Source organism: Streptomyces sp. NPDC053755, from assembly GCF_040677675.1.
GTDB lineage: Bacteria > Actinomycetota > Actinomycetes > Streptomycetales > Streptomycetaceae > Streptomyces.
In genome coordinates, this window is sequence record NZ_JBFASK010000011.1 from 72127 (window position 1) to 97624 (window position 25498).

The 25498-nt window shown below is 71.8% G+C and carries 25 protein-coding genes and 3 pseudogenes; 17 read left to right on the forward strand and 11 right to left on the reverse strand.

From position 1 onward, the window contains the following. The first annotated feature begins 42 nt into the window (after positions 1-42). The 4 genes from AB0K65_RS13690 to AB0K65_RS13705 all read left to right on the forward strand — a co-directional run bounded on the left by AB0K65_RS13690 (position 43) and on the right by AB0K65_RS13705 (position 4229). Complete coding sequence (locus tag AB0K65_RS13690; protein WP_365716012.1) at positions 43-942, forward strand: universal stress protein; 900 nt, start codon at positions 43-45, stop codon at positions 940-942. Next, positions 942-1655, forward strand: a complete 714-nt coding sequence (locus tag AB0K65_RS13695; RefSeq protein WP_365716013.1) for a pyridoxamine 5'-phosphate oxidase family protein — start codon at positions 942-944, stop codon at positions 1653-1655. Before AB0K65_RS13690 ends, AB0K65_RS13695 begins: the two co-directional genes overlap by 1 nt. 586 nt (positions 1656-2241) lie before the next feature. Further along, positions 2242-3147: a universal stress protein gene (locus AB0K65_RS13700; protein WP_365716014.1), complete on the forward strand. Its 906-nt coding sequence runs from the start codon at positions 2242-2244 to the stop codon at positions 3145-3147. A gap of 623 nt (positions 3148-3770) precedes the next feature. After that, complete coding sequence (locus AB0K65_RS13705; RefSeq protein ID WP_365716015.1) at positions 3771-4229, forward strand: Hsp20/alpha crystallin family protein; 459 nt, start codon at positions 3771-3773, stop codon at positions 4227-4229. 299 nt (positions 4230-4528) lie between these two features. Here AB0K65_RS13705 and AB0K65_RS13710 read toward each other — a convergent pair whose 3' ends face one another. From AB0K65_RS13710 to AB0K65_RS13725, 4 genes and pseudogenes are all read right to left on the reverse strand, one after another. Further along, positions 4529-5194, reverse strand: a complete 666-nt coding sequence (locus AB0K65_RS13710) for a DUF4389 domain-containing protein (protein ID WP_365716016.1) — start codon at positions 5192-5194, stop codon at positions 4529-4531. A 111-nt stretch (positions 5195-5305) separates the two neighbouring features. Beyond that, a pseudogene (locus AB0K65_RS13715) lies at positions 5306-5452 on the reverse strand (nicotinate phosphoribosyltransferase); the annotation flags it as partial. 4 nt (positions 5453-5456) lie between these two features. Beyond that, positions 5457-6122, reverse strand: coding sequence for a CBS domain-containing protein (locus AB0K65_RS13720; protein WP_365716018.1), 666 nt, complete (start codon positions 6120-6122; stop codon positions 5457-5459). A gap of 10 nt (positions 6123-6132) precedes the next feature. After that, on the reverse strand, positions 6133-6537 hold the full coding sequence (locus tag AB0K65_RS13725; RefSeq protein WP_365716019.1) for a cyclic nucleotide-binding domain-containing protein: 405 nt from the start codon (positions 6535-6537) through the stop codon (positions 6133-6135). 311 nt (positions 6538-6848) lie between these two features. Here AB0K65_RS13725 and AB0K65_RS13730 point away from each other — a divergent pair, with 311 nt between their 5' ends. From AB0K65_RS13730 to AB0K65_RS13740, 3 genes are read left to right on the forward strand one after another with little or no spacing between them, the layout of a single operon-like run. Beyond that, on the forward strand, positions 6849-7889 hold the full coding sequence (locus AB0K65_RS13730; protein ID WP_365716020.1) for a zinc-dependent alcohol dehydrogenase family protein: 1041 nt from the start codon (positions 6849-6851) through the stop codon (positions 7887-7889). A gap of 48 nt (positions 7890-7937) precedes the next feature. After that, entirely contained in the window at positions 7938-8705 is a 768-nt protein-coding gene (locus tag AB0K65_RS13735) for an HAD-IA family hydrolase (RefSeq protein WP_365716021.1), read from the forward strand. Then, a complete protein-coding gene (locus AB0K65_RS13740) occupies positions 8702-11092 on the forward strand; it encodes a glycoside hydrolase family 65 protein (RefSeq protein ID WP_365716022.1) in 2391 nt (796 codons plus the stop codon). Before AB0K65_RS13735 ends, AB0K65_RS13740 begins: the two co-directional genes overlap by 4 nt. A 27-nt stretch (positions 11093-11119) precedes the next feature. Here AB0K65_RS13740 and AB0K65_RS13745 read toward each other — a convergent pair. After that, a pseudogene (locus tag AB0K65_RS13745) lies at positions 11120-11471 on the reverse strand (nitroreductase); the annotation flags it as partial. Positions 11472-11985: 514 nt separating this feature from the next. On the opposite strand from AB0K65_RS13745, the gene AB0K65_RS13750 reads away from it, so the two are divergent. Beyond that, positions 11986-13722 carry a GAF domain-containing protein gene (locus tag AB0K65_RS13750; protein WP_365716023.1) on the forward strand — a complete coding sequence of 579 codons (1737 nt, stop codon included), beginning with the start codon at positions 11986-11988 and terminating at the stop codon, positions 13720-13722. Between the two features lie 5 nt (positions 13723-13727). Here AB0K65_RS13750 and AB0K65_RS13755 read toward each other — a convergent pair whose 3' ends face one another. From AB0K65_RS13755 to AB0K65_RS13780, 6 genes are all read right to left on the reverse strand, one after another. Next, positions 13728-14414: a response regulator transcription factor gene (locus AB0K65_RS13755; RefSeq protein WP_365716024.1), complete on the reverse strand. Its 687-nt coding sequence runs from the start codon at positions 14412-14414 to the stop codon at positions 13728-13730. 50 nt (positions 14415-14464) lie between these two features. Beyond that, the gene (locus AB0K65_RS13760; RefSeq protein WP_365716025.1) at positions 14465-15103 is read right to left on the reverse strand and encodes a CBS domain-containing protein; all 639 of its coding nucleotides are present in this window, start codon (positions 15101-15103) and stop codon (positions 14465-14467) included. A gap of 29 nt (positions 15104-15132) precedes the next feature. Continuing rightward, entirely contained in the window at positions 15133-15591 is a 459-nt protein-coding gene (locus AB0K65_RS13765) for a cyclic nucleotide-binding domain-containing protein (RefSeq protein WP_365716026.1), read from the reverse strand. Between the two features lie 143 nt (positions 15592-15734). Next, the gene (locus AB0K65_RS13770; protein ID WP_365716027.1) at positions 15735-16280 is read right to left on the reverse strand and encodes a flavodoxin domain-containing protein; all 546 of its coding nucleotides are present in this window, start codon (positions 16278-16280) and stop codon (positions 15735-15737) included. Positions 16281-16294: 14 nt separating this feature from the next. After that, positions 16295-16939, reverse strand: a complete 645-nt coding sequence (locus AB0K65_RS13775; protein ID WP_365716028.1) for a hypothetical protein — start codon at positions 16937-16939, stop codon at positions 16295-16297. Between the two features lie 432 nt (positions 16940-17371). Next, positions 17372-17920 carry a hypothetical protein gene (locus tag AB0K65_RS13780; RefSeq protein ID WP_365716029.1) on the reverse strand — a complete coding sequence of 183 codons (549 nt, stop codon included), beginning with the start codon at positions 17918-17920 and terminating at the stop codon, positions 17372-17374. Between the two features lie 234 nt (positions 17921-18154). Here AB0K65_RS13780 and AB0K65_RS13785 point away from each other — a divergent pair, with 234 nt between their 5' ends. The 9 genes and pseudogenes from AB0K65_RS13785 (at position 18155) to AB0K65_RS13825 (ending at position 25186) form a co-directional block, all read left to right on the forward strand. Continuing rightward, positions 18155-18304 carry a hypothetical protein gene (locus tag AB0K65_RS13785; RefSeq protein ID WP_365716030.1) on the forward strand — a complete coding sequence of 50 codons (150 nt, stop codon included), beginning with the start codon at positions 18155-18157 and terminating at the stop codon, positions 18302-18304. Further along, positions 18301-18390 (forward strand): K(+)-transporting ATPase subunit F, encoded by a 90-nt coding sequence (gene kdpF, locus AB0K65_RS13790; RefSeq protein WP_033204243.1) that lies wholly within the window; start codon positions 18301-18303, stop codon positions 18388-18390. The genes AB0K65_RS13785 and kdpF overlap by 4 nt, the downstream gene beginning before the upstream one ends. An 8-nt stretch (positions 18391-18398) precedes the next feature. Then, a complete protein-coding gene (gene kdpA / locus AB0K65_RS13795) occupies positions 18399-20063 on the forward strand; it encodes a potassium-transporting ATPase subunit KdpA (RefSeq protein ID WP_365716031.1) in 1665 nt (554 codons plus the stop codon). A 29-nt stretch (positions 20064-20092) separates the two neighbouring features. After that, positions 20093-22204 (forward strand): potassium-transporting ATPase subunit KdpB, encoded by a 2112-nt coding sequence (gene kdpB, locus AB0K65_RS13800; protein WP_365716127.1) that lies wholly within the window; start codon positions 20093-20095, stop codon positions 22202-22204. A 6-nt stretch (positions 22205-22210) separates the two neighbouring features. Then, positions 22211-22882 (forward strand): potassium-transporting ATPase subunit C, encoded by a 672-nt coding sequence (locus AB0K65_RS13805; protein WP_365716033.1) that lies wholly within the window; start codon positions 22211-22213, stop codon positions 22880-22882. A gap of 50 nt (positions 22883-22932) precedes the next feature. Continuing rightward, positions 22933-23088 carry a hypothetical protein gene (locus AB0K65_RS13810; RefSeq protein ID WP_365716034.1) on the forward strand — a complete coding sequence of 52 codons (156 nt, stop codon included), beginning with the start codon at positions 22933-22935 and terminating at the stop codon, positions 23086-23088. 678 nt (positions 23089-23766) lie between these two features. After that, a complete protein-coding gene (gene panD, locus AB0K65_RS13815; RefSeq protein WP_365716035.1) occupies positions 23767-24192 on the forward strand; it encodes an aspartate 1-decarboxylase in 426 nt (141 codons plus the stop codon). A gap of 8 nt (positions 24193-24200) precedes the next feature. Further along, entirely contained in the window at positions 24201-24557 is a 357-nt protein-coding gene (locus tag AB0K65_RS13820; RefSeq protein WP_365716036.1) for a GNAT family N-acetyltransferase, read from the forward strand. Beyond that, positions 24554-25186, forward strand: a pseudogene (locus AB0K65_RS13825) (aspartate/glutamate racemase family protein). The gene AB0K65_RS13820 and the pseudogene AB0K65_RS13825 overlap by 4 nt, the downstream one beginning before the upstream one ends. The last annotated feature ends 312 nt before the right edge of the window (positions 25187-25498 follow it).

A 25498-nucleotide genomic window follows, 5' to 3' on the forward strand; every position in this document is an offset into this window, starting at 1 on the left:
TGGCAGAAAGCCACCACACGACGCGGAAAGGCGGTGGGCACGATGGAATCACCCCTGGTGGTAGGGGTCGACGGATCCGACGCCGGTCTCACGGCCTTGGACTGGGCGGTCGACGAAGCCGTACGGCACGGGCTCCCGCTGCGGATCGTCCACGCCTCGCTGTGGGAACGGTACGAGGGAGCCGTGCCGCCCTGGGCCACGGAACGGCCGTCAGGCCAGGTCCTCGCCGAGAACATCGTCGGCACCGCCGCCGACCGGGCACGGGTCCGCGCACCCGGCCTCCCTCTCACCACGGACGTCCTGGCCGAGGACGCGTCCACCGCGCTGCTCGAGGAAGGACGTGAGGGCACGATCCTCGTCGTCGGGTCCCGGGGACGCGGCGAGTTCGCCGATCTCCTGCTCGGCTCCACCGGCCTCGTCGTGGCCGCCCGGGCCCACTGCCCTGTCGTGGTCGTCAGAGGCGACCGGCACTCCCTGGAAGCACGCCACGAACGCGTCCTGCTCGGCGTCGGGGAGCACGACGTGGACTCGCCGGCCGTGCGGTTCGCCTTCCGTGAGGCGGCTGTCAGGGACGCGGAACTCGACGTGGTCCGTGCGTGGCGCCGCCCGGCCCACGAGCCGGCCGACCACCCGCTGCCGAGCGGTGACGGAGGCGCCTACGTCGCGGAACGGTCCTCCGCACTGCTCGACAAGGCCCTGGAGGCCGCGGCCTCCGAACATCCGCACGTGCGCCTGCGCAGGACCACGGTCGAGGGGACCGCCCACAGAGTGCTGACCGAGCGCTCCGCCGCCGCCGACCTGCTGGTCGTCGGGGCCCGACGCCGGGGCGGTCTCGCCGGCATGGAGCTCGGCAGAGTCGCCCACCGCGCCCTGCACCACGCCACGTGCCCGGTCGCCGTCGTGCCGCAGCGGCCTCTGGGGACCACGCAAGGAGAGCCGTGATGAACACAGCCGACGCTCGGCACGACGCGCATGGCACGAGCGACCTGGGCCGCCGCGTCGCGGCACGGCGCGCCCAACTCGGGCTCTCCTGGGAGGAGGTGGCGGAACGGGCCGGCTCCACTCCCGGCTACCTCGCCTACGTGGAGGAGCGGGTGCCCACCCCCGGGATCGAGTTCCTGGTCCGGCTCGCGAATGCCCTGGAGACCACCGTCCAGGATCTCACCGGGTACACGGCGGACCGCGCCCCCGGTGGTGGCCGCGCCGGGTACCGGCCGCAGATGGAGGAGATCGAGGAGGCGGAGTGCTGGGAACTGCTCGACGGCCAAGGCGTCGGCCGGGTCGCCGTCGAAGGGCAGGACGGGCTCGCGGTGTTTCCCGTGAACTACCGGGCCCTCGGCGGGGAGGCCGTCTTCATGACCGCTGCGGAGTCCTCCCTGGCTCGCGCCTCGGCGTCCGGCGAGGAGGTCGCCTTCGAGGCGGACCGCCTGGACGAAGCCTTCAGCCAAGGATGGAGCGTGCTCCTCGTCGGTCCGGTGCGCACGGTGCCGGACGAAGCCGTCGCACGGAGGATGAGGGACTCCGTCACGCCGGAGCCGTGGGCCGGGGACGGGCGGGACACCTTGGTGGCCCTCTCACCGCGTCGAGTGACCGGCCGCCGCATCCGGGTCCCGGGGGCGCCCGGGTCTGCCGGGCAAGGGCCGATCCGAGGGTGACCCCGTTCTCGCCGTCGGCCGCCGCGGAGCATCTCGCGCATGCCGGTGATCTCGGCGGTCCGCGTCCTGATGGTCCGGTCGGTCGGGTCCGGGGAGGCTCTCGGCGCGCTCGGTCGAGGCGCGGGTGCACGAAAGCGGCACCTCGGGTGCCTTCGGCCGTTCTCCACGTGCATCAGCCGGAGGGGGACTAAACGCGACACCGCCGTCGCCGCCCAACCGACGGCGGCGAGGCCTTCCTTCGAGCCGTCCGGACCGACGGTGACCTGGGGCGTCATGGTGTGCCTCCTCCCTCGCGTCCCGCTCCTTCCCGCCGTGGCGCGGACCGCAGAGGACGTCCCGGGATCCCGGGCCGGAATGGCCCCGTCCCCCTCAGCAGGGCCGGGCAGGTGCCGATCGGGCCCGAACGGCCCATCCCGAGGCGGCCCGTCAGGTGTCAGCCTCGGAGTGTGCCCGCGGGACCTGCTTCCGAGCCCCGGATGTAGCAGGAGTTCCGCGGGACCTGCTTCCGAGCCCCGGACGTCCCCGGAGGAAGCAGGAGTTCCGCGGGACCTGCTTCCGAGCCCCGGACGTCCCCGGAGGAGGAACCATGGCCAGCGAGATTCCCGCCCGGCCGGAGCTCGGCGGCGTCGTCGTGGGAGTCGACGGGTCTCCTTCCGCGCGCACGGCCGTGCTCTGGGCCGCCGCCGAGGCGGACCGACGGGGGCGGCCCCTGCATCTCGTCCACGCCGCCGACACCGACCGCCGGGCCCTCTTCGCCGATGCCGAGACGGTCCAGGCGGTTCGCGAGGCGGGGCGCGACCTGCTGATCGAGACCGCCGGCTCGGTGCAAGAGCGCTTTCCCGACCTTGCCGTCACCAAGGAACTGAGCCGTCAGGAGCCGGTCGCCGGGCTCCGGGCGGCCGCCGGTCGTCGGGGGACGATCGTGGTGGGCAACCGAGGGCTCGGCGGCTTCTCGGCCCTCATGCTCGGCTCCGTCGGTCTGGGAGTGGCCGCTCGAGCGGAGGGACCGGTGATCGTCGTCCGCGGTGACGGCGACCATCCCGAGGCCGGCACGGTGACGGCAGCCGTGCACGGTGCCTCCGATCTCGGCTGGCTGCTCCTCGCCGCAGCCGAGGCGGACGCCCACAAGGCGGTGCTGCGACTGGTGAGCGTCTGGAACCTGCTCACCCATGTCGGCAGCGTCGCGACCATGCTGGACGACCTCGACGAGGTCGCGCGGCAGCGCGTGCACGAGATCAAAGCCCTCGCCGACCGCGTACGCGACTTCTACCCCGGGCTCATCGTCAGCCATCACGTCGAGACCGGCACGAGCACGCCCGGGATCCTGGTGGAGGCCAGTGCCCACACCGATCTGCTCGTGATGGGCCGAGAACACCGTGTTCTGGGCGCGGGCCCGTCCTTGGGGCGTGTCGCCCACGTGCTGCTCCACCACGCCCACTGCCCCGTGGAGATCGTCCCACCCGCCTTCGCCGCCCGGGTCGAGGAGACATGAACGGGATGCTGCTCGGGGGTGATCCTCGGGGGCAGCGGTCCCCGGCTCTCATCCGGGCGGCCGGCGAAGCCGTAGGGAGAGCACCCCCGCTCCGCCTGGCTGTCGCCTCCGTCTGCGTGGCGCCGGACAGCTTCGCGAACCGTACACGGCACGTGGCCCGCGCCGAGCCGATGCTCGCGAGCGGCGCCGAACGAAGGGAGCGATCATGCCCAGGAAGACGCGGAACCGAGTCGCGCGGAAGACCGGAAGGCAAGCCCTGGGGTGCCGACAGGTGACGCCGGGAGGCCCGCTGTCCGCCGGCCCGATGAAGCACCCGTCGTCCGTGAAGGGGGCGAACCCGCCTCCCAAGCGACCGATACACACCATCACCGTCTCGGCGCTCTTCCTCTGAGGAGATCTGCCGCTGACGGCACCGGCGCGGGAGCCGTCACGCCATGGGCCGGTCGGTCCACTTCGTCCGGCCCGTTCGGCCCCTCCGACGACCCTCTGAGACGCTGTGCCACGCGGTCCGGCGGGCGCACGATGGGCTTACGGAGCCGGACCGGGCCCCCTCCCGGTCCGCCGTCTCTCACCGAATCGGGTTCACGACCATCGCCCTGGGCCCCCACTCGAGGAGCGGAACAATGGCAGGACGCGAGGTGGAACGAAGGCACAGCCTCTTCCCCGACTTCAACGACATGTTCAACCGGGAGTTTCCGGGACTGCCCGGATGGCGGCCCGCGACGGCTGCTCACTCCATACCCGTGGAGGTGACCAGCGGTGACGACGCGTACGTGCTGCGGGCCGAGCTTCCGGGCATGGACCCGGACAACGACATCGGCATCACCGTCGACGACGACCTCATCACGGTGAGCGCCGAGCACAGCGAGAGCAGGGAGGACAAGGACCACTCGGAGTTCCGCTACGGATCATTCCGCAGGACGGTACGCCTCCCGGACACGATTCCGGCCGACGACGTCGAGGCGTCGTACACGGACGGCATCCTCACCATCCGCGTTCCGATGCCCCGGGAGAAGACCGGTGCCGCACGCACCATCCCGGTGAGGCGAGGCGGCACCCCGCCGGGAGGAGCCACCTCGTGAACCCCGGGCGGATTCCGGTCGCCTACGGCAGCAAGTGCGGCGCGAAGGCTCGTACCGCATAGGAGCCGAACTCGACACCGCGCGCTGAACGGTGCCCGGCCTGCCGAAAGGCGCGACGTGGACCACCCGAAGGCGTCGTACGCGCACGTCACCTCGCGTGACGCCACCCGTGCGGGCGACTCCCACGGGTCCCGGCCGAGGAAGGCAGGGCGGCCGTTCCGAAGAGATCCTCGCAGCTCGTCCGTGTCCCAGACCAGGACCGGGAACGCAGCGATGGACAGGCGTGCCGGCTGGCGCCGTCAGCCGGCGACCGCGGAGCGCCCGGTGCCGGCCGGCTCCTCGCCGCCCTGGTCGAGGCGGAAGGGCGGGTAGGCGTCCGTCATGAGGCTCGCGTAGGCGGCGACCCGCAGGACCCAGCGGTTCAGCCCGACGATCAGGGCGAACAGGTCGCGCGGATACCGGTCGGTGAAGGCCACGGCGAAGCCCGCGATGAGCGTGAGCAGCGTGATCAGTCCGCCGCTCCACCAGTGCACCTGCAGCCCGCCCGTGAAGAAGCCGATCACCAGGTAGTGGGGGATGGCCAGCAGCCACCATTTGACGAGCACCTGCGAGCGGGAGAGCCGCTCCGGCCAGGTGATGTCGAGCCGGGCCGGGTAGTCCGGCTCAGGGCCCAGGCTGAAGGGCGGGTAGCGGTCCGTGCCGAGAGCCCCGTACGAGTAGTACGACACCCGCCAGGACCAGCGGAGCACGCCGAGATTGAAGTCGAACAGGCCCCGGGGGAAGCGCTCGGTGAAGAGGATCGCGAAGAACGCGATCACCGTCACCACGAAGAAGGCGATCCACAGGAAGAACAGCACGATCCCATGAGGGATCACCAGGATCCATTTCACGAGCCACAGCCAGCGCGACAGCGGAGTATCGAGTTCGGCCGTCACCAGCACCGGAGGGCGAGAGGCGCGCTGCATGTCCATGATCGTCACTTCCTCGGCAGTCGGTCGTCTTCGAACGCCGGTCGGTCGGCCTCCCCCGACGCGGTCCGGCGGCACGGTCCAACGGAGCGGCCCACCCGGAAGCGGGAGACGATCCAGGGCCGGTTCCGGGCCGGCGGCGACGAGGAGCCCGCGGTTCGGCGGAAGGCCACGGACGAAGAGCCCGAAGGCGGCCGGCTCCCGCATGCCCTCCCGCGGGTACGGAAGCGCCGTCGTGACCTCGTCCGGGTCGGTGCGGTCACGGCGGACACGGGTGCGCCCCGTGGGCCGTGAGCCGGCACCGCACGTCCACTACGCCCTCGACAGCCCGTGCCAGGCGTTCCGCCAGAGGGATGAGCGCGCTGTCGCCGACCTCGCCCGACATGGTCACGACACCGGCGCGGACGCGGACGTCGACCCGGTGGCGGGAGAGCGGGAAGAGGTGCTCGATGACGTCGCGACGTACGTCGTCGGCGAGGTCCTCGTCCGGCCGGAGGAACACCTTGAGGAGGTCGGACCGGCTCACGATCCCCTGGATCGTGCCGCTCGCGTCGACGACCGGCAGCCGCTTGACGTGCTGTGCGGCCATCACGCGCGCTGCCTGGGGCAGCGGCGCGTCGGGCGCCACCGTGACGGCGGGGGCGGTCATCAGGTCTTCCGCCCGGAGGGAACCCGCCTTGGCCGTGGCGTCGAGACGCCGCATCTGCTCGACGAGTCCGAGACGGCGATCGTGGAACTCCTCCTTGAGGAGCAGATCCGCCTCGGAGACCACCCCGACGACGCGGCCTTCGCCCTCGACGACCGGGACGGCGGTCACCTTCCACCGCTCCATGGCGGCGACGATCTCCTTGAACTGCGCGCCGGGCCGGACGGCGACGACCTTCTCGGTCATGACGTCGGCGACGGTGAACCGCTGGCCTGTCATCGCCCGATCCTCAGGTCAGGAGCCGTCGCGTCAGCGCGGCGGCGACGGCGGCGGACAGCGCCTCGTCGACGGAGGCGTCCCGCGTGCGCAGCTCCGTGACGGCCTGTCCGTCGAATTCGAGGGCGTGCACCTCGGTGATCGCCGAGGCGCCGCAGCGCCAGTGGTGGGGAGGGGTCATTCCGGAACAGCCGAGCAGGTCGCCGGGGAGGAGTGTCTCGACGAGTACGGAGCCCTGGCCAGGGCGGTGCTCGTCCAGGTCGACCCGCCCGGATTCGATGACCCAGAAGCGGTCGGCCCGCTGCCACTCGCGGAAGATCCGCGTGCCCGCGGGGAACCGGACCGGCCTGGACTGCCGGAGAAGCCGGTCGCGCGCCTTCGGAGCGAGTCCGCTCAGCAGCATCGTCATGGTGCTCATGCCGTGCCTCCAGCTCTTTCACGGTCAGCCTCCCGCGCGGCGGCCGCGCCCGGGAGGGCCGGTCAGGTCACACCCGGGGGACGGTCGGGCCCCGGTCGGCGGACCAGGCCGGCGTCACCGGAACCGGTCATGGTCAGCCCTCCCTCCGGGGGACTGGTACCACCCACCACCTTCGCGCCCCGCCCGGCCGGCTCCGCAGGGCCCGGAAGGGCCCCTTTCGGGGACCGACCGGCTCATGCGGCGCCGCTGGGCTCCGCGGAGCCTGGTGGACGAGGACCGCAACGAGGCGCGAGAGGGAGTGGGTGGGCGCCATGAAGGCACTCGTCTTCCAGGGACCCGGTCGGATCGCCTGGCAGGAGGCACCCGACCCGGGCCTCGAGGACCCCGCCGACGCGATCGTCCGGGTCGACGTCGTCACCATCTGCGGCACGGACCTGCACATCCTGAAGGGAGACGTGCCGGAGGTGACGCCCGGACGCGTCCTCGGCCACGAGGCGGTGGGCACCGTGGTCGAGACCGGAGGCGACGTTCGCACGATGCGGCCGGGAGACCGCGTCCTGGTCTCGTGCATCTCCGCCTGCGGCAGGTGCCGGTTCTGCCGCGAGAGCCGCTACGGCCAGTGCCGGGGCGGCGGCGGCTGGATCCTCGGCCACACCGTCGACGGCACACAGGCCGAGTACGTCCGGGTTCCCTTCGCCGATCTGTCCCTCCATCCGCTGCCGGACTCGATCGACGGCTCCGACGCGGTCCTGCTCGCCGACATCTTTCCCACCTCCTACGAGGTCGGGGTCCTGAACGGTGCCGTGCGCCCCGCCGACACGGTGGTCGTCGTCGGCGCGGGCCCCATCGGTCTCGCCGCCATCGTCACGGCCGGCTTCTACAGTCCGGGCCGGATCATCGCCGTCGACCTCGACGAGTCGCGGCTCGCCGCCGCCCGTGCACGCGGAGCGGACGCCACCGTGAACGCCGGGGAGGGACCCGAACAACTCGTCGCCGATCTCACCGACGGCCTGGGCGCCGACGTCGTCATGGAGGCCGTCGGCGTCCCGGAGGCGTTCGAGATGTGCGCCCGGATGGTCCGACCGGGCGGCAACATCGCCAACATCGGCGTGCACGGCAAGCCGGCGGTCCTCCACCTCGAAGACCTGTGGATCAAGGACGTCACGATCACCACCGGTCTGGTGGACACCTCGTCCACACCCATGCTGCTGCGCATGATGGCGGCAGGGCGACTCCCGTCGTCCTCCCTGATCACCCACCGTTTCGCGTTGGGGCGGATGGAGGAGGCGTACGACGTCTTCGGGCGCGCCGCGGAGACGGGCGCCCTCAAGGTCGCGCTCGGCGGGATGTAGGACGTACCGATGACCGGCTCCCCTCCGGGCCCGGCACAGAGTTCTCCGGTGGATGTCCGAGGGCCCGCGTCCGGCCCGCCGCGTGCCCTCGTCCTCGACACCGACGGCGTCCTCCTCGACTCGGCCGGCCTCCACGCCGCGGCCTGGAAGACCGCGCTGGACGCATGCCTGGACGCCGTGGCGGGCGCGGAGCAGCCGCCCTTCGACGCGGACGCCGACTACCGGCGGTACGTCGACGGGAAACCACGGTTCGACGGGGCGGCGGCCTTCCTCGGCGCCCGGGGCCTGGGACTCCCCACGGGAACGCCCCGTGACCCGCCCGGTTCCACGACGGTCTGGGCGGTCGCCGCACGCAAGGAACAGGCCTTCACCGATCTGCTGCGTACGGAAGGCGTCACGGCCTTCGCCGACGCCCGGCCTGCTCTCGCGGCGCTGCGCACGGCGGGAGTCCCGTGCGCCGCGGTGTCCGCCTCCCGGCACGCCCGGCCACTGCTCCGGGCCGCCGGGCTCGCCGGTCTCCTCTCGACGATCGTGGACGGCGAGGACGCCGCCCGGCTCGGCCTCGCCGGAAAGCCGGATCCGGCGCTCTTCCTGCGAGCGGCGGCCCTCCTCGGCAGCCGTCCACGAGACGTCGCCGTCGCCGAGGACGCACTCGCCGGGGTCGCGGCGGCGCGTCGCGGCGGTTTCGGTCTCGCCGTCGGAGTCGACCGCACCCCTCCGCGGAGCGCCGCCGCGCGCCTGCGCGAGCAGGGCGCCGACCTCGTGGTGCCCGATCTCACGACGCTGGTCCGGAGCGTGTGGGGTGGGCGCGGATGACCTCCGGCTGGACGTGGGGCTACGACCGCTACGACCCGGGGCGCGAGCCGCTGGTCGAATCGCTCTGCACGCTCGGCAACGGCCGGTTCGCCACCCGGGGCTCCGCCCCCGAGTGCACCGCCGGAACCGGGCACTACCCGGGTACCTATCTGGCGGGCTGCTACGACCGGCTCACCTCGGTGGTCGCGGGTGAGCGCGTGGAGAACGAGGACCTCGTCAACCTTCCGAACTGGACGCTTCTGCGCTATCGCTGCCTGCCGGACGACGGGCCGGCCGGTGGCTGGCTGACGCCCGACGCCGAAGACCTGCGTCACTACGACGTGCACCTCGACCTGCGCACGGGCGTGCTCACCCGCCACCTGTACTTCGAGGATGCTCAGGGGCGGGGCCTGCGCGTCGGCCACATCCGCGTCGTGCACATGGGGGACACCAGGCTGGCGGCCCAGTACACGCTGTTCCGGGCCTACGGGTGGAGTGGCGCCGTCGAGGTGCGGTCCGTCCTCGACGGCGCCGTCACGAACGCCGGAGTGGAGCGCTACCGGCACCTGGACGGCCGTCATCTCACCGATCACCGGACCGGCTTCGAGCCGGCCGGTGTCGCCTGGATCTCCTGCCGTACCGTCGATCCGGGCGTCAGGATCGCCATGGCCGTGCGCACGGTCACCCGGCCGGCGCGGCCCGGGCAGGAGGAGGCCACCGGTACCGGCACCGTCCAGACGTTCCGCCTGCCGGTCGCTCCCCGCCGCTCGGCGATGGTCGTGAAGACCCTGGCCCTGCACACGTCCCACGACCGGCCCGGCACCGACCCGCTCTCGACCGCCACCGACGTGCTCGCTCGGGCCCCGTCCTTCCCCCGGCTGCTCTCCGCCCACAAGGCGGCGTGGCAGCGCGTCTGGGAGCAGGGGGAGCTGCACGTGCCCGGGGAGGCCGGCCGCATTTTGCGGCTGCACGTGTTCCACCTGCTCCAGACGCTCTCCCCGCACACGGCGGACCTCGACGTGGGCGTGCCCGCTCGCGGGCTGCACGGTGAGGCGTACCGGGGGCACGTCTTCTGGGACGAGCTCTTCGTCCTGCCCTACCTCGACCTCCACTTCCCCGAGGTGGCCCGCGCTCTGCTCATGTACCGGCACCGCCGCCTGCCGGCCGCCCGCGAGGCCGCCCGCCTCGCCGGTCACCAGGGGGCGATGTATCCATGGCAGAGCGCGAGTTCGGGCCGGGAGGAGACACAGGCCCTGCATCTCAACCCCCGCTCCGGGCGCTGGCTGCCCGACCACTCGCGGCTCCAGCACCATGTGGGCTCCGCCGTCGCGTACAACGTCTGGCGGTACGCGCAGGCCACCGGCGACCGCGGATTCCTCCACTCCGCCGGGGCGGAGATCGTCCTCGAGGTCGCGCGCCACTGGGCCGGGGCCGCCACCTTCGACCCCGCGCTCGGCCGCTACCGCATCCGCGGCGTCATGGGACCCGACGAGTACCACGACGCCTATCCGCATGCCGTGGCCCCGGGGATCGACGACAACGCCTACACCAACGTGACCGCGGCCTGGGTCCTCGCCCGTGGCCTCGACCTCCTCGGTGAGCTGCCCGCCGCCCGCCGCGCCGAACTCTCGGAGCGACTCTCGCTGGACGACGGCGAACTCGCCCGCTGGGAGGACGTCTCCCGCCGCCTGTACGTGCCGTTCCACCAGGGCGTGGTCAGCCAGTTCGAGGGGTACGGAGACCTGGCGGAGCTGGACTGGGAGGCCTACCGGGCCCGGTACGGCGACATCCGCAGGCTCGACCGGATCCTGGAGGCCGAGGGCGACACCGTCAACCGCTACCGGGCGTCGAAGCAGGCCGACACCCTCATGCTCGGATACCTCTTCCGTCCCGAGGAGCTGTACGGACTGTTCGCCAGGCTGGGCTACCGGCTGGACGACGAGGTCTGGCGCGCCACCGTGGACTCCTACCTCCGGCGCACCAGCCACGGCTCGACGCTCAGCAGCCTCGTCCACGGCTGGGTGCTCGCCCGGCAGCAGGGGACCGAGGCCTGGCGGTACTGCGAGGAGGCGCTGCTCGCCGACGTGGCCGACGTCCAGGGCGGAACGACCGGCGAGGGCATCCACCTCGGGGCGATGGCCGGCACGGTCGACCTCGTCGAGCGCGGGATCACCGGCCTGGAAACGGGACCTGAAGGGCTCCGGGTCGCTCCGGTGCCACTGGCGGAGATCCCGCGGTTCGCCTTCACCCTGTGCGTCGGCCGCCATCGAGGGGTGCGCCTGCGGGTGCTTCCGGGCCGGCTGGCCATCCGGGTCCCCGCCTCGCCCGAGGGCCCGCTCGCCGTCGTCCTTCCCGGCGACCGCAGGGTCACGGTCGCACCCGGGCACGAGCGTTGGTTCCGCCTGTGAGCAGCGGCGCCGTCCGCCCGAGGCGCGTCAGCCGAAGGCGAGCACCTCGGCGGGGGGACGGCGCGGCGTGGCCCGCCCATCGGGGCCGTGGCCCAGGCGGATCACCATGTGGACGAAACCGACCGCCGAGCCGGGATCGCGTGTCTCCGAACGGAGTCCGGGCCATTCCGGCGGCTGTGACATCAGGGAGGTGGCGAGGCCGTCGAGGGTGCCCCGCTGGAGGACCCGGCGCATGACCTGACCGGCCCTCGGCCATGCCTCAGGGGTGTCGTCGACCGTGCCGAGCAGCGCGATCTGCGGCGTCTTCTCGAAGCGTGCAGAGGTACGGCCGGGCGGTGTCGAAGTCCCTTACGGGGGACGTCACGCCGTACCGCCGCGGGCACACCACCACGGACCGCGATGAGATCGTCGTCGGCATCGACCCGGTCGAGGACCGGCACACGGCCCTTGGCTGGGCCGCGGACGAGGCACGCCTGCGAAGACGGGGGCAGTCCCTGGTGGCCGCCGTGCCGCCGCAGAACGACACTCACCCCGCCGGCTTGCCCTGGCAGCCTGTCCTGTTCGTCGCGCTCCTCGCCGCCCGGCTCGGCTTCCTCCTGGGCCTGCGTGCGCGGCCGCTGACCCGGAAGAACCCGTTTCCTTCCCCTGTCCGTCCTCGCCTCCGCGCTGCCGGGCGCGGCAGCGCTCTCCGTGCCCTTCCCCAGCTCGGCCCTGGAGACCGAACCGCTCGGCTGAGCGGGCATCGTCCTCGCCGCAGCCTCCCCCCCCGGCCGACTTCCTTGCCGCACGGCCTTCCGGGGAACGAGTCCGACAGGAGCGGTCGTGGCCCAGGGGCTACCGTGAGAGTCGGGCGCCGGGCGCGGTCCCCGCGCCTGACGTGACCGGAGGTCTTGATGGCCCGGAAGGACACCGAGTCCGTGAGCGCGCGGATGCCACGGCTGAAGCTCGACGAACTGCTCGACGAACTCCAGGCCCGCATCGGCGAGGTGCGGGGGACGAGGGACCGGCTCAACGGGCTCCTCGAAGCCGTGATGTCCGTGGGACGGGAACTCGACCTGCCGCAGGTGCTGCGCGGCATCGTGGAGGCGGCCGTCACCCTCGTCGACGCCGAATACGGAGCCCTCGGTGTCATCGGCGGAGACCGGAAACTCTCCGCGTTCCTCCCCATCGGCATCGACGACCGACGCCGTGCGCAGATCGGCGCCCTGCCGTCCGGACACGGCATCCTCGGCGAGCTCATCCGCAACCCCCGGCCGCTGCGCCTGTCCGAGCTGTCCGAGCACCCCGCCTCGTACGGGTTCCCGGCCCATCACCCGCCGATGCACTCCTTCCTCGGCGTCCCCATCCGCGTTCGCGAGGAGGTCTTCGGCAACCTCTACCTCACCGAGAAGCGGGGGGCGGCGGACTTCGACTCCGAGGACGAGGCCGTCGTGACGACGCTGGCCGTCGCCGCCGGCATCGCGATCGAGAACGCCCGCCTGTACGAAGAGGGCCGTCTCAGGGAGCAGTGGCTGGCCGCGAGTGCCGACCTCACCAGCGCCCTCCTGTCCGGCGCGGAGGAGTCGCAGGTGCTCGACGGGATGCTGGAGCGGGCCGTCGACATCGCGGGCGCCGACATGGGCGTCTTCTACCTGGTGGGCACGGGCGGCGAGCTACGGGGGTCACTCGCGCGCGGCGCCGGGTCCGACGCCCACCGGGACGTGGTCCTGCCGAGCAGCGAGGGGACTCTGGCCGCCGCCGCGCTCGCGGAGGAGGACGGCCTGGTCAACGTGGCGGATGTGGAGAGCGACGAGCGGGTCACCGTACAGCCCGAGCGGTGGAGGGGCTTCGGGCCGGCGGTGGCGGTCACGGTCGGCACCAAGGAGCGGCTGAGCGGCGTACTGATCCTCGCCCGGCGCACCGGCAGGGCTCCGTTCGCGGGTGCGGAGATCTCCGCCCTCCCCGGATTCGCGGGGCAAGCGGCCCTGGCACTCGAACTCGCCGACCGCCGCCGTGACGCCGAACAGGTGGTCCTCCTGGAGGACCGCGACCGGATCGCCCGCGACCTGCACGATCTGGCGATTCAGCGCCTCTTCGCCACGGGGATGACCCTCCAGAGCGCCCGGCGCTTCATCGAGCACCCGGAAGCGCTGGACCGCCTGTCCCGGGCCATCGATGACCTGGACGCCACCATCAAGATCATCAGGTCGACCATCTTCGGCCTCCGCGACCACGAGACGCCGGGAACCGCACCCAGGCTGCGCAGTCGCGTCGTCACAGCCGTCGAGTCGGCCGCCCCGACGCTGGGGTTCGCTCCCGCCCTGCGCATGGAGGGCCTGCTCGATACGGACGTGCCTCCGGGGATGGCCGATGAGGTGATCGCGGTGATCGGTGAGGCACTCACCAACGTCGCCCGGCACGCACGAGCCCGTGCTGTCGACGTGGCGGTGATCGTGGAAGACGGCGTCCTGGCCGTGACGGTGAGCGACGACGGAAGGGGCATCCCCGCGAACCGGCCCCGCAGCGGCCTGCGGAACCTCGCCGAACGCGCGCACCGGCTCGGCGGCTCCCTCTCCGTCTTCGCGCGGGTGGAACCCCGCAGTGGCACCGTGCTCGAGTGGCGTGTCCCCCTCGCCGCCGACCGGAGGTGAGGCGGTCATCCCTCCTCTGGACCGTGCTCGTGTACCTGCGCGGCGATCACCGCCGCCTGCACGCGCCGCTCCACGCCCAGCTTGCCGAGCAGTCGCGAGATGTGGTTCTTGACCGTCTTCTCGGACAGGTAGAGCCGCTTGGCGATCTGGCGGTTGGTGAGTCCCTCCCCGATCAGTCCGAGCACCGAACGCTCCCGCTCGGAGAGCACCGCGAGCCGCTCGTCCTCCGGTGGCTTCGCCGCCTCCGGGTCGCGCAGCGAGTGCATCAGCCGGGCGGTGGTGGCCGGGTCGAGCATCGACTGCCCGGTGGCCACGGTCCGTACCGCCGAGACGAGATCGGAGCCCTTGATCTGTTTCAGGACGTATCCGGCCGCTCCCGCCATGATGGCGTCGAGCAGGGCGTCCTCGTCGTCGAAGGAGGTCAGCATCAGGCATGCCAGGTCCGGCATCCGGGAGCGCAGCTCCCGGCACACGGAGATGCCGTCGCCGTCGGGCAGCCGCACGTCCAGCACGGCCACGTCCGGCCGCAGGGCAGGCCCCCTGGCCAGTGCCTGGGCAGCCGTAGCCGCTTCGCCGACCACTTCCAGGTCGGGCTCGTCGTCGATCAGGTCGTGAAGGCCCCGGCGGACGACCTCGTGATCGTCCACGAGGAAGACTCTGGTGGGTGCGTCGGCTGCCGGCAGGTCTGACATGGCGACCCCTGTGCTCGTCGGGTACCTGGAGCCCCCCTGGGGATTGTCCGTCACGCGGCCTCCTCGTGGGCGCCGAGTTCCATCCGGACGTCCACGACCCCTTCCACCGCGCGCACGGCGCGTGCGAGCAGCGGCACCAGCGACCGGTCGGAGAGGGACCCACGGACCGTGGCCACACCGTCCGCCACCGCCACCTCCAGCCCTGCGGGTACGGCAGGCCCGTCGAGGACGGAGAGACGTACGTCCTCCTCGATCTCGGCGTCCGAACGAAGGAACACCTTCAGCAGATCGCTCCGGCTCACCACGCCCTCCAGCATGCCCACGCCGTTGACGACGGGCAGGCGCTTCACCCTCCGCGTCGCCATGATCCGTGCCGCCTCGGCGAGTGTCGCCTCAGGGTGCACGGTCACGGCCGGGCTGGACATGAGTTCCCCGGCCCGCAGAGCTCCGGCCTTCGACGCCGCGGCGAACTCGTCCGGGCGCGGCTCGTCCGTGCGGAATTCCTCCTTCGGGAGCAGGTCGGCCTCCGACACCACCCCGATCACCCGCGCTTCCCCTTCCAGCACGGGCAGGGCGCTGACCTTCCACTGGTCCAGGAGCGCGACGATCTCCTTGTACGGCGCGTCCCGCCCGATCGCGATGGCGGTGTGGGTCATGACGTCGCTGACGGTGTAGCGCGAAGCGGGCATCACGTTCTCCCAGTGAGGTGAATCAGGACCTACAGGCCGCTCCCGTGCGGGGCGTAAAGATCCAGCAGCCGCACACGGGCGGAGAAGAGACGATGGGCGAGCATCTGGCCGACGAAGTGGTCCAGGGCGAGGCCGAAGCCCGGATCGGCGTCCATCATCATGCGCACGGTCGCCGCGTCGAACTCGTCCGCGCGTACCCGCGTCATGGCCTCGGCTCCGAAATGCCAGCGGTACGGCTCGAACAGCCAGGACCAGCCGAGCAGTTCGCCCGCACTGACGCTGTCGACCACGGCCGGCCGGCCGCCCGGGACGTGGACGTCCAGCGTGGCCGTCCCCGTACGGACGATCCAGAACCGGTCGGCGTAACCGCCTTCCTCGAACAGCCGGGTCCCCTCGGGGAAGTCCACCGGACTGGCACACGCCAGCAGCCGGTCCCGCTGGTCGGCGGAGAGTGCCGCTGTGAGCCGTGGGCTCGGGGGAGTGCTCATCGGGGCCTCCTGGTCGGTGTCCACTCCCAGTCTGGCCTCGCCCGCAAGGAGCGAGGAGGGCCGGATGGCCCCCATGGCGCCCTGTTCGGCCCGTGCGAGGCGCCGACGGCACCGGGTGCGCGGCGGCGGTCCGGCCCGGTCGGTCAGGCGACCGGGAGGGCCGCGCCCCATCCCCTGGCCCGCTCCCTCTCACCCGCGCGCAGCGGGCCCTCGATGTCCTCGACGATGAACCCCGCCGGTTCCGCGACGAGTTCGTAACCATGGCCGCGCAACCGGCGCGCGATGCCCGTGGCGGCGGCGCCGGCCAGACGCGTGTCCGCCCGGGTGTCGAAGGCAGCGGCGGCATGGGTGCCCGTGTGGGCCTTCGGGAGCGTGTCGTGGAACCAGCCGCGGACCCCTGGGCCCTCGGCGCCCTCCTCGGGGGCGAAGGGGCGCTCCTCCCGCTCGGCCGCCTCTCCCTGGGACTTCAGCCCCGCCTTCCGGCTCATCCCGGTGGTCATGCCCCGCATGTGGGTCGGCCCGCCGACGACCAGCAGGTCGGTGGGACCGATGCGCTCCGGCGCCGCGTCACTCACCGGCACGCACTCGACATCGGCGTCCGGGTGCGCCTCCTTCACACCCTCCCCGATCGCCTCGGCGATCTCGCGCGTGTCGCCGAACAGACTCTCGTACACGATCACAGCACGCATCGCGCCACCTCTCCTCAGGTGCTTCGTTCTCCGGCCTCCGCGGCCGCTCTGATCGACCGCAGCGCACCGCGCAGCACGATGCCGACGCCCGGTGAGACCAGCGTCCAATAGCGGCCGAACCTGGTGGTGGAAGCCGGGTCGGTGCAGGCGGTGCGCGCCTCGTAGGTCAGGAGGGACCGCCGTGCCCCGTAGGGGTGAACGATGAAGGCGGCCGCCATCTTGGCCCAGCCGGGTTCGTCGAAGCCCGCGTAATCACCGGGTTCGACACGGCGCCACTCGATGGTGGGCTTCCACACCTTGCCGACGGCCCCGAAGGCGATCTCCCGGCCCGCGCGTTCCCCCAGGGCGACCCACGGCTGGACCTCTAGGCCCTCCTGGTCGCCAGCCGCGCCGGGTTCGAACAGGTCGGACACCCGCATCGACGGCGGTGTGGCCACGGGGCGACGCCGCACGCGGTCCGGCACCCCGCGCGCCCACATGACCATGTCGAACAGCGGCGAGTGTACGGACAGCGTGTCCAGGCCGCGGGCCGCGCCGTACACGACGTCGGGAGCGGCGGCGATCACGGCACACTCCACGCGCGAGAACCGGAACTCCGGCAGAGCCGCGTCGAGCAGGAGAGGATAGGCCGTCGCGGCGGCATTCGGCTGGGTATCCATGGGGACCTCCCGGATCCGACACCACCATTCTCGCCCACGGGACAGGCGTCTCGCCTGGGCCGAACGGTCCCCGTCCGACCCTCCCCGAGGAGGCTCGAAGGGTGGACCGGGACCTGGACGCGATCGGCTCAGTAGCTGTCGGGGCCCGCGCGATCGGCAGGGATCGGGCTATGGCCTACGGAACACATCGACAGCGAAAGCGGCCATGAGCAAGCACGCGCCGATTCCGAACACCCACGGAACGCCGAGGACCGCTCCCGGCGCGACCAGGAGTCCGGCTCCGGTAGCGAGCACGTACGTCGTCCGTCGCACGCCCCGGTCAGGCCGCCAGACATCCCCCACACGAGGAGACTGCCGCGCACCACTCCTCGCCGCCGTGATGCGAGTCGATGCATGGCGCGTTCTTGACACCGGTGTCGCTGGGCCTTCTGGTCAGGACCGGCTCAGGCCCGAGACGTCGAAGACGCCGCGGGTGGTCTCCGCGTCGACGCGCAGGGACAGCCGGGCCAGACTCGCGGCTCCGCGAACCAGGGTGCCGTGCTCGAGGGCGGCCTGCGCGTCGGTTTCGAGCCGCAGCCGCAGGGCCGGGTTGGAGGTGAGCACCCGCAGGTCCACCTCTGCCCGTACGCCGTCCGTGTCTGTGAGGACCAAGCGCTGCGCGATGCCGACCGGCCAGTCGACCGCTGAGAGCCGGTCGGTCCGGACGGACTTGGTGACCCACAGGCCCCGCACCGTCAGATGGCCCGGCCCGGCGCTGACACGCCCGGGCAGCAGAATCACCAGCAGGGCCGCCGCCAGCGCGATCCACCCCGTCGTCCGGAGCAGGGTCAGGCCGTGCGCGGCCGCGTCGACGAGCAGCGACGTTCCGAGCAGAAGGGCTGCGCACCCGATCGCGTACGAAGCCTCGCCGAGCCATCCGACGTCGGACAGGGTGTCGTGGGGAGCGCCCCTCGGGGAGGAGGGAGAAGGGGGTGGCTGCATGGAGCCGACGCTAGGCCGTCCGCACCCCCGGTACCGGAGTCGCTACGCGCTGTTCACGCGGCGGCGCGCAGATTTGACGCGCCGCTGACGGCGGCCGGTCCGGTGGTGTGGCGGCCGTACTCACGATGGAGCCGGAACCCGGCGGTCCGGCGAGCCTGGCCGGCGACGTGTCGCGTAGGGGGCGCGTCAAGGGAGGCGTCAAGAGCGTCAGGGCGGCGTCAACGGCGACGGCGGGTGGCCGAAAAGGCGGTTTCCTCATCTCGTCAGAGAATCCGCTCGTTCTTTTTTCGGGAGTTCACGATGGCCGACGTGGCCTTCGTCGTCACCACGGTCGCGGTCTTCGCGCTGGTGGCGTTCATCGCCAGGGGGTTGGCGAAGCTGTGAGTGCCGAGAACATCGTCGGTCTGCTCGTGGCCGCCGCCCTGCTGGGATACCTCGTCCTCGCGCTGGTCAAGCCGGAGAGGTTCTGAGCAGGGATATGAGTCCTGTCCTGGCTGGAATCCTCCAGCTCCTGGCACTGATCGTCGCGCTCGGTCTGTCGTACCGGCCGCTGGGCGACTACATGGCGAAGGTGTACTCCTCCGAGAGGCACCTGCGGCCCGAGAAGTGGATCTACACGGCGATCGGCGCGAACCCGTCGGTGGAGATGCGCTGGCCGGCCTACCTCCGCGGCGTGCTCGCCTTCTCCACGGTGAGCGTGCTGTTCCTGTACGGGCTCCAGCGGCTCCAGGGGGCACTGCCGGGCTCGCTCGGCTTCGTGTCGATCGACCCGGACCAGGCGTTCAACACGGCGGCGTCGTTCGTGGCGAACACCGACTGGCAGTCGTACTACGGCGAGCAGGCCATGGGCCACGTCGTGCAGACCGGCGGCCTGGCGGTGCAGAACTTCGTCTCCGCGGCGGTCGGCATCGCGGTCGCGATCGCCCTGGTGCGCGGCTTCGCCCGGTCTCGTACGGGTGAGCTGGGCAACTTCTGGGCCGACCTGGTCCGCGGAGTCGTCCGCATCCTGCTCCCGATCTCGGTGATCGGTGCTCTCGTCCTCGTCGCCTGCGGGGCGATCCAGAACTTCTCCGGGATCCACGAGGTCGGGCAGTTCACCGGCGGCACGCAGCAGTGGAACGGCGGGGCGGTGGCCTCACAGGAGGTCATCAAGGAACTGGGCACCAACGGCGGCGGCTACTTCAACGCCAACTCCGCCCACCCCTTCGAGAACCCCGACGGCCTGTCGAACCTCCTCGAGATCTACCTGATCCTGGTCATCCCCTTCGCGCTGACGCGGACCTTCGGGCGGATGGTCGGCTCGTTGAAGCAGGGGTACGCGATCCTCGGCACGATGGCCGTGATCTGGGTCGGTTTCACGGCGCTGATGATGTGGACCGAGTTCGCGGCCAGGGGGCCGGCGTTCGAGCTGGCCGGCGGGGCGATGGAGGGCAAGGAGAACCGGTTCGGTATCGGCGGTTCGACGATCTTCGCGGTGGCGACCACGCTGACCTCGACCGGTGCGGTGAACTCCTTCCACTCCTCGTACACCGGTTTCGGCGGCGGCATCGCCATGCTGGGGATGCAGCTGGGCGAGATCGCGCCCGGCGGTGTCGGCTCCGGCCTCTACGGCATGCTGATCATGGCGATCATCGCGGTGTTCCTCGCGGGCCTGATGGTCGGCCGCACCCCGGAGTACCTGGGCAAGAAGATCGGCACCCGCGAGATCAAGTTCGCCGCTTGCCACATCCTCGTCACCCCGGCGCTCGTGCTCTGCTTCACGGCGGCCTCCTTCGTCCTGGACACCCCGGCGAACTCGATGACCAACTCAGGCGCGCACGGCTTCTCCGAGATCCTGTACGCCTACACCTCCGGAGCCAACAACAACGGCTCGGCCTTCGCCGGACTCAACGCCGACACGCAGTGGTTCAACACGACGATCGGCATCGCGATGCTGCTCGGCCGGTTCCTGCCGATGGTGTTCGTCCTGGCGCTGGCCGGCTCACTCGCCGAGCAGCAGCCCGTACCCGAGACGGCGGGCACCCTGAGGACCGAGAAGCCGCTGTTCACCGGGCTGCTCGTCGGCACGATCATGATCGTCGCCGGTCTCACCTACTTCCCGGCGCTCGCCCTTGGCCCGCTCGCCGAAGGGCTCGCGGCATGACCATCGACGTACAGAAGCACGAGGATCCGATGTCCACCTCCGCCCCTTCGGCGAAGGCACCGCACGGCGACCTGTCCGGCGGTCACCCGTCGGCCGGCCGGGTCGGCGGCGGCCTGTTCGACCCGAAGCAGCTGATCGCTTCCTTCCCGGACGCGCTCAGGAAGCTCGACCCGCGCGTGATGGTCACGTCGCCGGTCATGTTCGTGGTCCTGGTCGGGTCGGTGGTCACCACCGCGCTCGCCCTGAAGAACCCGGGGGACTGGTTCGGCTGGGCGATCACCGCCTGGCTCTGGCTCACCACGATCTTCGCCAACCTCGCCGAGGCCGTCGCCGAGGGGCGCGGCAAGGCGCAGGCCGACACCCTGCGCAGGGCGAAGGCCGACACTGTCGCCCGCCGCCTGACCAAGGAGGGCAAGGGCGAGGAGAAGGTCGCCGGCGCCGAACTGCGCGTCGGTGACCTGGTGGTCTGCGAAGCCGGTGACGTCATTCCCGGCGACGGGGATGTCGTCGAGGGTGTCGCGAGCGTGGACGAGTCGGCCATCACCGGTGAGTCCGCGCCCGTGATCCGCGAGTCCGGCGGCGACCGGTGCGCGGTCACCGGCGGAACCAAGGTGCTCTCCGACCGCATCGTCATCACCATCACGACGAAGCCGGGCGAGACCTTCATCGACCGCATGATCAACCTGGTCGAGGGAGCCGCCCGGCAGAAGACGCCCAACGAGATCGCCCTGAACATCCTCCTCGCCTCGCTGACGATCGTCTTCCTGCTCGCCGTCGTCACCCTGAAGCCGTTCGCGATCTACGCCGGGGCGAACGAGCAGACCTCACTGATCGTCCTCAGCGCTCTCCTGGTCTGCCTGATCCCGACGACCATCGGGGCGCTGCTCTCGGCGATCGGCATCGCGGGCATGGACCGCCTTGTGCAGCGCAACGTCCTCGCGATGTCCGGGCGGGCGGTCGAGGCCGCCGGCGATGTGAGCACCTTGCTCCTCGACAAGACGGGCACGATCACCCTGGGCAACCGGCAGGCGGCGGAGTTCGTCCCCGTGCGCGGGGCGACGGAGGCCGAGGTGGCCGACGCCGCCCAGCTGTCCTCGCTCGCGGACGAGACGCCCGAGGGCCGCTCGGTCGTCGTGCTGGCGAAGGAGAGGTACGGGCTTCGTGAGCCGCGCCACGGCGAACTGGCGCACGCGACGTGGATCGAGTTCACCGCGCAGACCCGCATGTCGGGCGTGGACGTGGACGGCAGGAAGATCCGCAAGGGCGCGACAGGTTCGGTCGTGGCGTGGGTGAAGGAGCAGGGTGGCACCGTCGCCGAGGACGCGCGGGCGCTCACGGACCGGATCTCCGAGGCTGGTGGCACGCCGCTGCTGGTGGCTGTGGAGGACGGCAAGGGCGCGCGGGTCCTGGGTGTCATCCACCTCAAGGACGTCGTCAAGGACGGCATGCGGGAGCGGTTCGACGAGCTGCGCCGCATGGGCATCAAGACGATCATGATCACGGGTGACAACCCGCTGACCGCCAAGGCCATCGCCGAGGAGGCGGGCGTCGACGACTTCCTCGCCGAGGCCGCCCCCGAGGACAAGATGGCCCTCATCAAGCGCGAGCAGGCGGGCGGGAAGCTGGTCGCGATGACGGGTGACGGCACGAACGACGCCCCGGCTCTGGCGCAGGCGGACGTGGGCGTGGCGATGAACACGGGCACGTCGGCCGCGAAGGAGGCCGGCAACATGGTCGACCTCGACTCCGACCCGACCAAGCTCATCGAGATCGTGGAGATCGGCAAGCAACTCCTCATCACCCGGGGCGCCCTCACGACCTTCTCCATCGCCAACGACGTCGCCAAGTACTTCGCGGTCATCCCGGCCATGTTCGCCGTCGCCTACCCGTCGCTGGACAGACTCAACATCATGGGCCTGCACTCGCCCGAGTCCGCGATCCTCTCGGCCGTGATCTTCAACGCGCTGATCATCATCGCCCTCGTCCCACTCGCGTTGAAGGGCGTGCGCTACCGCCCGTCGAGCGCGGACGCGATGCTGCGGCGCAACCTCGGCCTCTACGGACTGGGCGGTCTGGTCGCCCCGTTCATCGGCATCAAGCTCATCGACATGCTCCTCACCCTCATCCCCGGAATCGGCTGACCCACGATGAACAACTCAGCAGCGAACACCGGCCGTGTCCTCGGGGCGGGCCTGCGCGCCCTGCTCGTCCTGACCCTGGTGTGCGGCGTGCTCTACCCTCTCGCCGTGACCGGCGTCGCCCAACTCGCCTTCCCGGGCAGGGCCAACGGGTCCGAGATCGAGGACGCGAGCGGGAAGGTGGTCGGCTCCGAACTCATCGGCCAGCGCTACGACCTGCCCCTGATGGACGGCGAGGAGACCGCGGCCCCGGACCTGCGCTGGTTCCAGCCCCGCCCCTCGAACGGCCTGGGCACCAACTCCGTCAACACCCAGTACTCGATCGTCCTCTCCGGCGCGACCAACCGCTCGGGCGACGACGCCGACCTGATCCAGGGGGTCAAGGACGCCAAGGCCGCCGTGATCAAGGACAACTCGACGGCCGGCTACCGGGTGCGGCCTTCCGACGTGCCCGCCGACGCCGTCACCTCTTCCGGCTCCGGCCTGGACCCTCACATCTCACCGGAGTACGCGAGACTCCAGGTCCACCGCGTCGCCGAGCGCAACGAGCTGGACATCACAACGGTCGAGAAGCTGGTCGCCGCCCACACCGACGACCGCATCCTCGGCTTCATCGGTGAACCTCGGGTGAACGTCCTGAAGCTCAACATCGCCCTCAAGGACTCGCTCGCCAAGGGGTGAGGGGCTCGACCGCACGACAGCGCAGCCGGCGCGGCCACGGACGGACCCCGATGTCGGTGAAGGCCGACGTCACGGGCGCGTTCGACGGCCTGCGCGAGGTGCGGGCCTGGGTCACCGCCGACAACGGCGTGACATGGCAGCGGGTTCCCGTCCTCGGACACGACGTACCGGTTCCTCGCACCGCACACGGCGCTGCGGTCCGGTGACTTCCTGGGCGTCCGACGGCGGCCGGCGCGCCGCCCTCCGGTCCATCGAGGACGAGGACCGCGCCGGCCGCGGTGCGGCGCCCGCAGGGTACGAGCGCTTCCTCCGGGCCGCCCCGGGCGGAAGCGAGTGATTCCCTGCGCCCGCCGAGCGCTCCGGACAGGGATCCCGCCACCGTCGGTGCCGTAGCCACCTGGCGTGCCGCGCCACGCCGAAGACGCGCAGCCGGTGCGCCGCCGATCGAGGGCGGCTTCCCACCGCACCTCCGGCTCGAGAGGCAGCCCGCCGAGGGGCCTCAGGCGGGCGGCAGGCGGCGAGCCGGCTTCCGGGGCGGCCCGGCCGTCCGGCCTACGGCCTAAGGGACCCTTCTCCACGAGACGGAGTGAGGTCGGTGCCCGACAGGTCGCCACGTCGACGCGCGTCATCCATGCGTGCAGAGGGGGAATTAGCGTATGTGATGGATCATCAGGTAAGCCGGTATTCGGTCGGCATGAGCCGCGGTGCGTTCTGCGGAATGGCCCGAACAGCCGGCCGCGACGTCATGAAAGCCCAGGTGGGGGCCGTATGACCTGGCCGGAGCGATGTTCCTCACAATCCTCGGCCGACGCATCCCGGTGTACAGTCGAGAGCGCCCTTGACCTGCAGAAAGCAGGCAGGGAGCCGTCTTCGAGGAGTCCATAGTGCTGCGCACCATGTTCAAGTCCAAGATCCACCGGGCCACCGTGACCCAGGCCGACCTCCACTACGTCGGATCCGTCACCGTCGACGCCGATCTCATGGAGGCGGCCGATCTGCTGCCCGGCGAGCTGGTCCACATCGTCGACATCGACAACGGCGCCCGGCTGGAGACGTACGTCATCGAGGGTGAGCGCGGGTCCGGTGTCATCGGCATCAACGGCGCCGCCGCCCATCTCGTCCACCCCGGTGACCTGGTGATCCTCATCAGCTACGCGCAGGTCGAGGACGCCGAGGCGCGGAGTCTCGTGCCCCGGGTCGTGCACGTGGACGCGGGCAACCGGATCGTGGAGCTGGGCACCGACGCGTCCGCGCCGGTGCCCGGGAGTGACACCCGGCGCAGCCCGCAGGCCGTCGCCGCGCACGCCTGACGAGGGGGATGTTCCACATGGCGGCGGTTCCGCAGATCCGCGACGAGCGGGAGAAGGGGCGCCTGGAGGCGTTCGAGGGCGACACCTATGTCGGTGGCATCGTCTACTTCGTCCTGGACGCCCCGTCGCACGCCCTCGTCGCCGTGCACACGGTCGTCGAGGAGGGTCACGAGGGCAAGGGCATCGCCGGGGCGCTCGTCCGGGAGTTCTACGCGATCGCGGCGCGCGAGGGTGTTCCCGTCGTGCCCCTGTGTCCGTACGCCGCCTCCTGGGCGCGGAAGCATCCCGAGGAGGCTCCCGAGGCCCCCGCCGAGGTGGTCCGGGCGGCGAAGGACCGGCTGAGGGCGACGCCGGAACTCCGGTGACCCTGGCCCTGCTGCACACCTCGGCCGCCCACGTCCCCGTCTTCGACGGCCTGCGGGACCGGGACCATCCCGGGCTCGTGCCGCGCCACCTCGTCGCCGAGGAGCTGCCGGCACGAGCCAGGGCCGCCGGCGGTCGCCTGCGCCGTCCACGACCTCCTGGCGCGGGCCGTCGCCGACGGCGCGACGGCCGTGCTCTGCACCTGCTCGACCCTCGGGGCCGTCGCCGAGCGCGACGCGGCCTCCCTGGGGTGCCGGTGCTGAGGGCCGACCGGCCGATGGCGGCCGCCGCCGTGCGCCACGCGAGGATCGTGGTCGTCGCGACCGTGGCGTCCACCGTCGGGCCGACGCTCGACCTGCTGCGCGAGGAGGCCCGCGACCGGATCCCCGCCGTGACCACCCTGCTGGTCGAGGAGGCGTGGGAGCGCTTCGAGGCGGGTGACCGCGACGGCTGCCTCGACGCGGCGGCCGCCGCCGTGGACCGGATCGACCCGGCCGGGGACGTCGCCGTCGTACTGGCCCAGGCGTCCATGGCGGACGCCGCCGACCGCACGCGCACCTCGCCGCGCGTCCTCTCCAGCCCCGCCACCGGCCTCAGGGGTGCCGTGTCGATCCTGCCGGGGACGCGGTGACCTGATCCGGCCTGATCGGACGGCGACCCCTCGCCGGGGGCGCCGTGGCGGCGGGCGGTCGACCCGAAGGAATGGATCCGTCGGGCGCGGGCACGCGCATCGGGAGAACCTGGTGCAGAACGGCCGAGTCGACCGAGAGGCCCGTCATGACCCACCCGTACCCCGATCCGGTGCCCCCCTCGCCGGTCCCGCCTCCGGGCCCGGTTCCGCCGCCCACGCCCGGCCCGGCTCCCGAGCCGACGCCGGTCCCGCCGCCGAACCCGGTGCCCGAACCGCCGCAGCCCACGCCCGTACCCGAACCGGAGCCGCAGC

What these genes read in the sequence shown, in the direction of transcription:
- AB0K65_RS13725 (WP_365716019.1), bottom strand. Translation starts at nt 6,537, where the DNA reads ATGAGCACCATGACGATGCTGCTGAGCGGACTCGCTCCGAAGGCGCGC.
- AB0K65_RS13775 (WP_365716028.1), bottom strand. Translation starts at nt 16,939, where the DNA reads ATGGATACCCAGCCGAATGCCGCCGCGACGGCCTATCCTCTCCTGCTC.
- AB0K65_RS13730 (WP_365716020.1), top strand. Translation starts at nt 6,849, where the DNA reads ATGAAGGCACTCGTCTTCCAGGGACCCGGTCGGATCGCCTGGCAGGAG.
- AB0K65_RS13780 (WP_365716029.1), bottom strand. Translation starts at nt 17,920, where the DNA reads ATGCAGCCACCCCCTTCTCCCTCCTCCCCGAGGGGCGCTCCCCACGAC.
- AB0K65_RS13740 (WP_365716022.1), top strand. Translation starts at nt 8,702, where the DNA reads ATGACCTCCGGCTGGACGTGGGGCTACGACCGCTACGACCCGGGGCGC.
- AB0K65_RS13700 (WP_365716014.1), top strand. Translation starts at nt 2,242, where the DNA reads ATGGCCAGCGAGATTCCCGCCCGGCCGGAGCTCGGCGGCGTCGTCGTG.
- AB0K65_RS13765 (WP_365716026.1), bottom strand. Translation starts at nt 15,591, where the DNA reads ATGAGCACTCCCCCGAGCCCACGGCTCACAGCGGCACTCTCCGCCGAC.
- AB0K65_RS13805 (WP_365716033.1), top strand. Translation starts at nt 22,211, where the DNA reads ATGAACAACTCAGCAGCGAACACCGGCCGTGTCCTCGGGGCGGGCCTG.
- AB0K65_RS13710 (WP_365716016.1), bottom strand. Translation starts at nt 5,194, where the DNA reads ATGCAGCGCGCCTCTCGCCCTCCGGTGCTGGTGACGGCCGAACTCGAT.
- AB0K65_RS13810 (WP_365716034.1), top strand. Translation starts at nt 22,933, where the DNA reads ATGTCGGTGAAGGCCGACGTCACGGGCGCGTTCGACGGCCTGCGCGAG.
- AB0K65_RS13760 (WP_365716025.1), bottom strand. Translation starts at nt 15,103, where the DNA reads ATGCCCGCTTCGCGCTACACCGTCAGCGACGTCATGACCCACACCGCC.
- kdpB (WP_365716127.1), top strand. Translation starts at nt 20,093, where the DNA reads ATGTCCACCTCCGCCCCTTCGGCGAAGGCACCGCACGGCGACCTGTCC.
- AB0K65_RS13770 (WP_365716027.1), bottom strand. Translation starts at nt 16,280, where the DNA reads ATGCGTGCTGTGATCGTGTACGAGAGTCTGTTCGGCGACACGCGCGAG.
- AB0K65_RS13750 (WP_365716023.1), top strand. Translation starts at nt 11,986, where the DNA reads ATGGCCCGGAAGGACACCGAGTCCGTGAGCGCGCGGATGCCACGGCTG.
- AB0K65_RS13720 (WP_365716018.1), bottom strand. Translation starts at nt 6,122, where the DNA reads ATGACAGGCCAGCGGTTCACCGTCGCCGACGTCATGACCGAGAAGGTC.
- AB0K65_RS13695 (WP_365716013.1), top strand. Translation starts at nt 942, where the DNA reads ATGAACACAGCCGACGCTCGGCACGACGCGCATGGCACGAGCGACCTG.
- AB0K65_RS13690 (WP_365716012.1), top strand. Translation starts at nt 43, where the DNA reads ATGGAATCACCCCTGGTGGTAGGGGTCGACGGATCCGACGCCGGTCTC.
- AB0K65_RS13755 (WP_365716024.1), bottom strand. Translation starts at nt 14,414, where the DNA reads ATGTCAGACCTGCCGGCAGCCGACGCACCCACCAGAGTCTTCCTCGTG.
- kdpA (WP_365716031.1), top strand. Translation starts at nt 18,399, where the DNA reads ATGAGTCCTGTCCTGGCTGGAATCCTCCAGCTCCTGGCACTGATCGTC.
- AB0K65_RS13705 (WP_365716015.1), top strand. Translation starts at nt 3,771, where the DNA reads ATGGCAGGACGCGAGGTGGAACGAAGGCACAGCCTCTTCCCCGACTTC.
- AB0K65_RS13820 (WP_365716036.1), top strand. Translation starts at nt 24,201, where the DNA reads ATGTTCCACATGGCGGCGGTTCCGCAGATCCGCGACGAGCGGGAGAAG.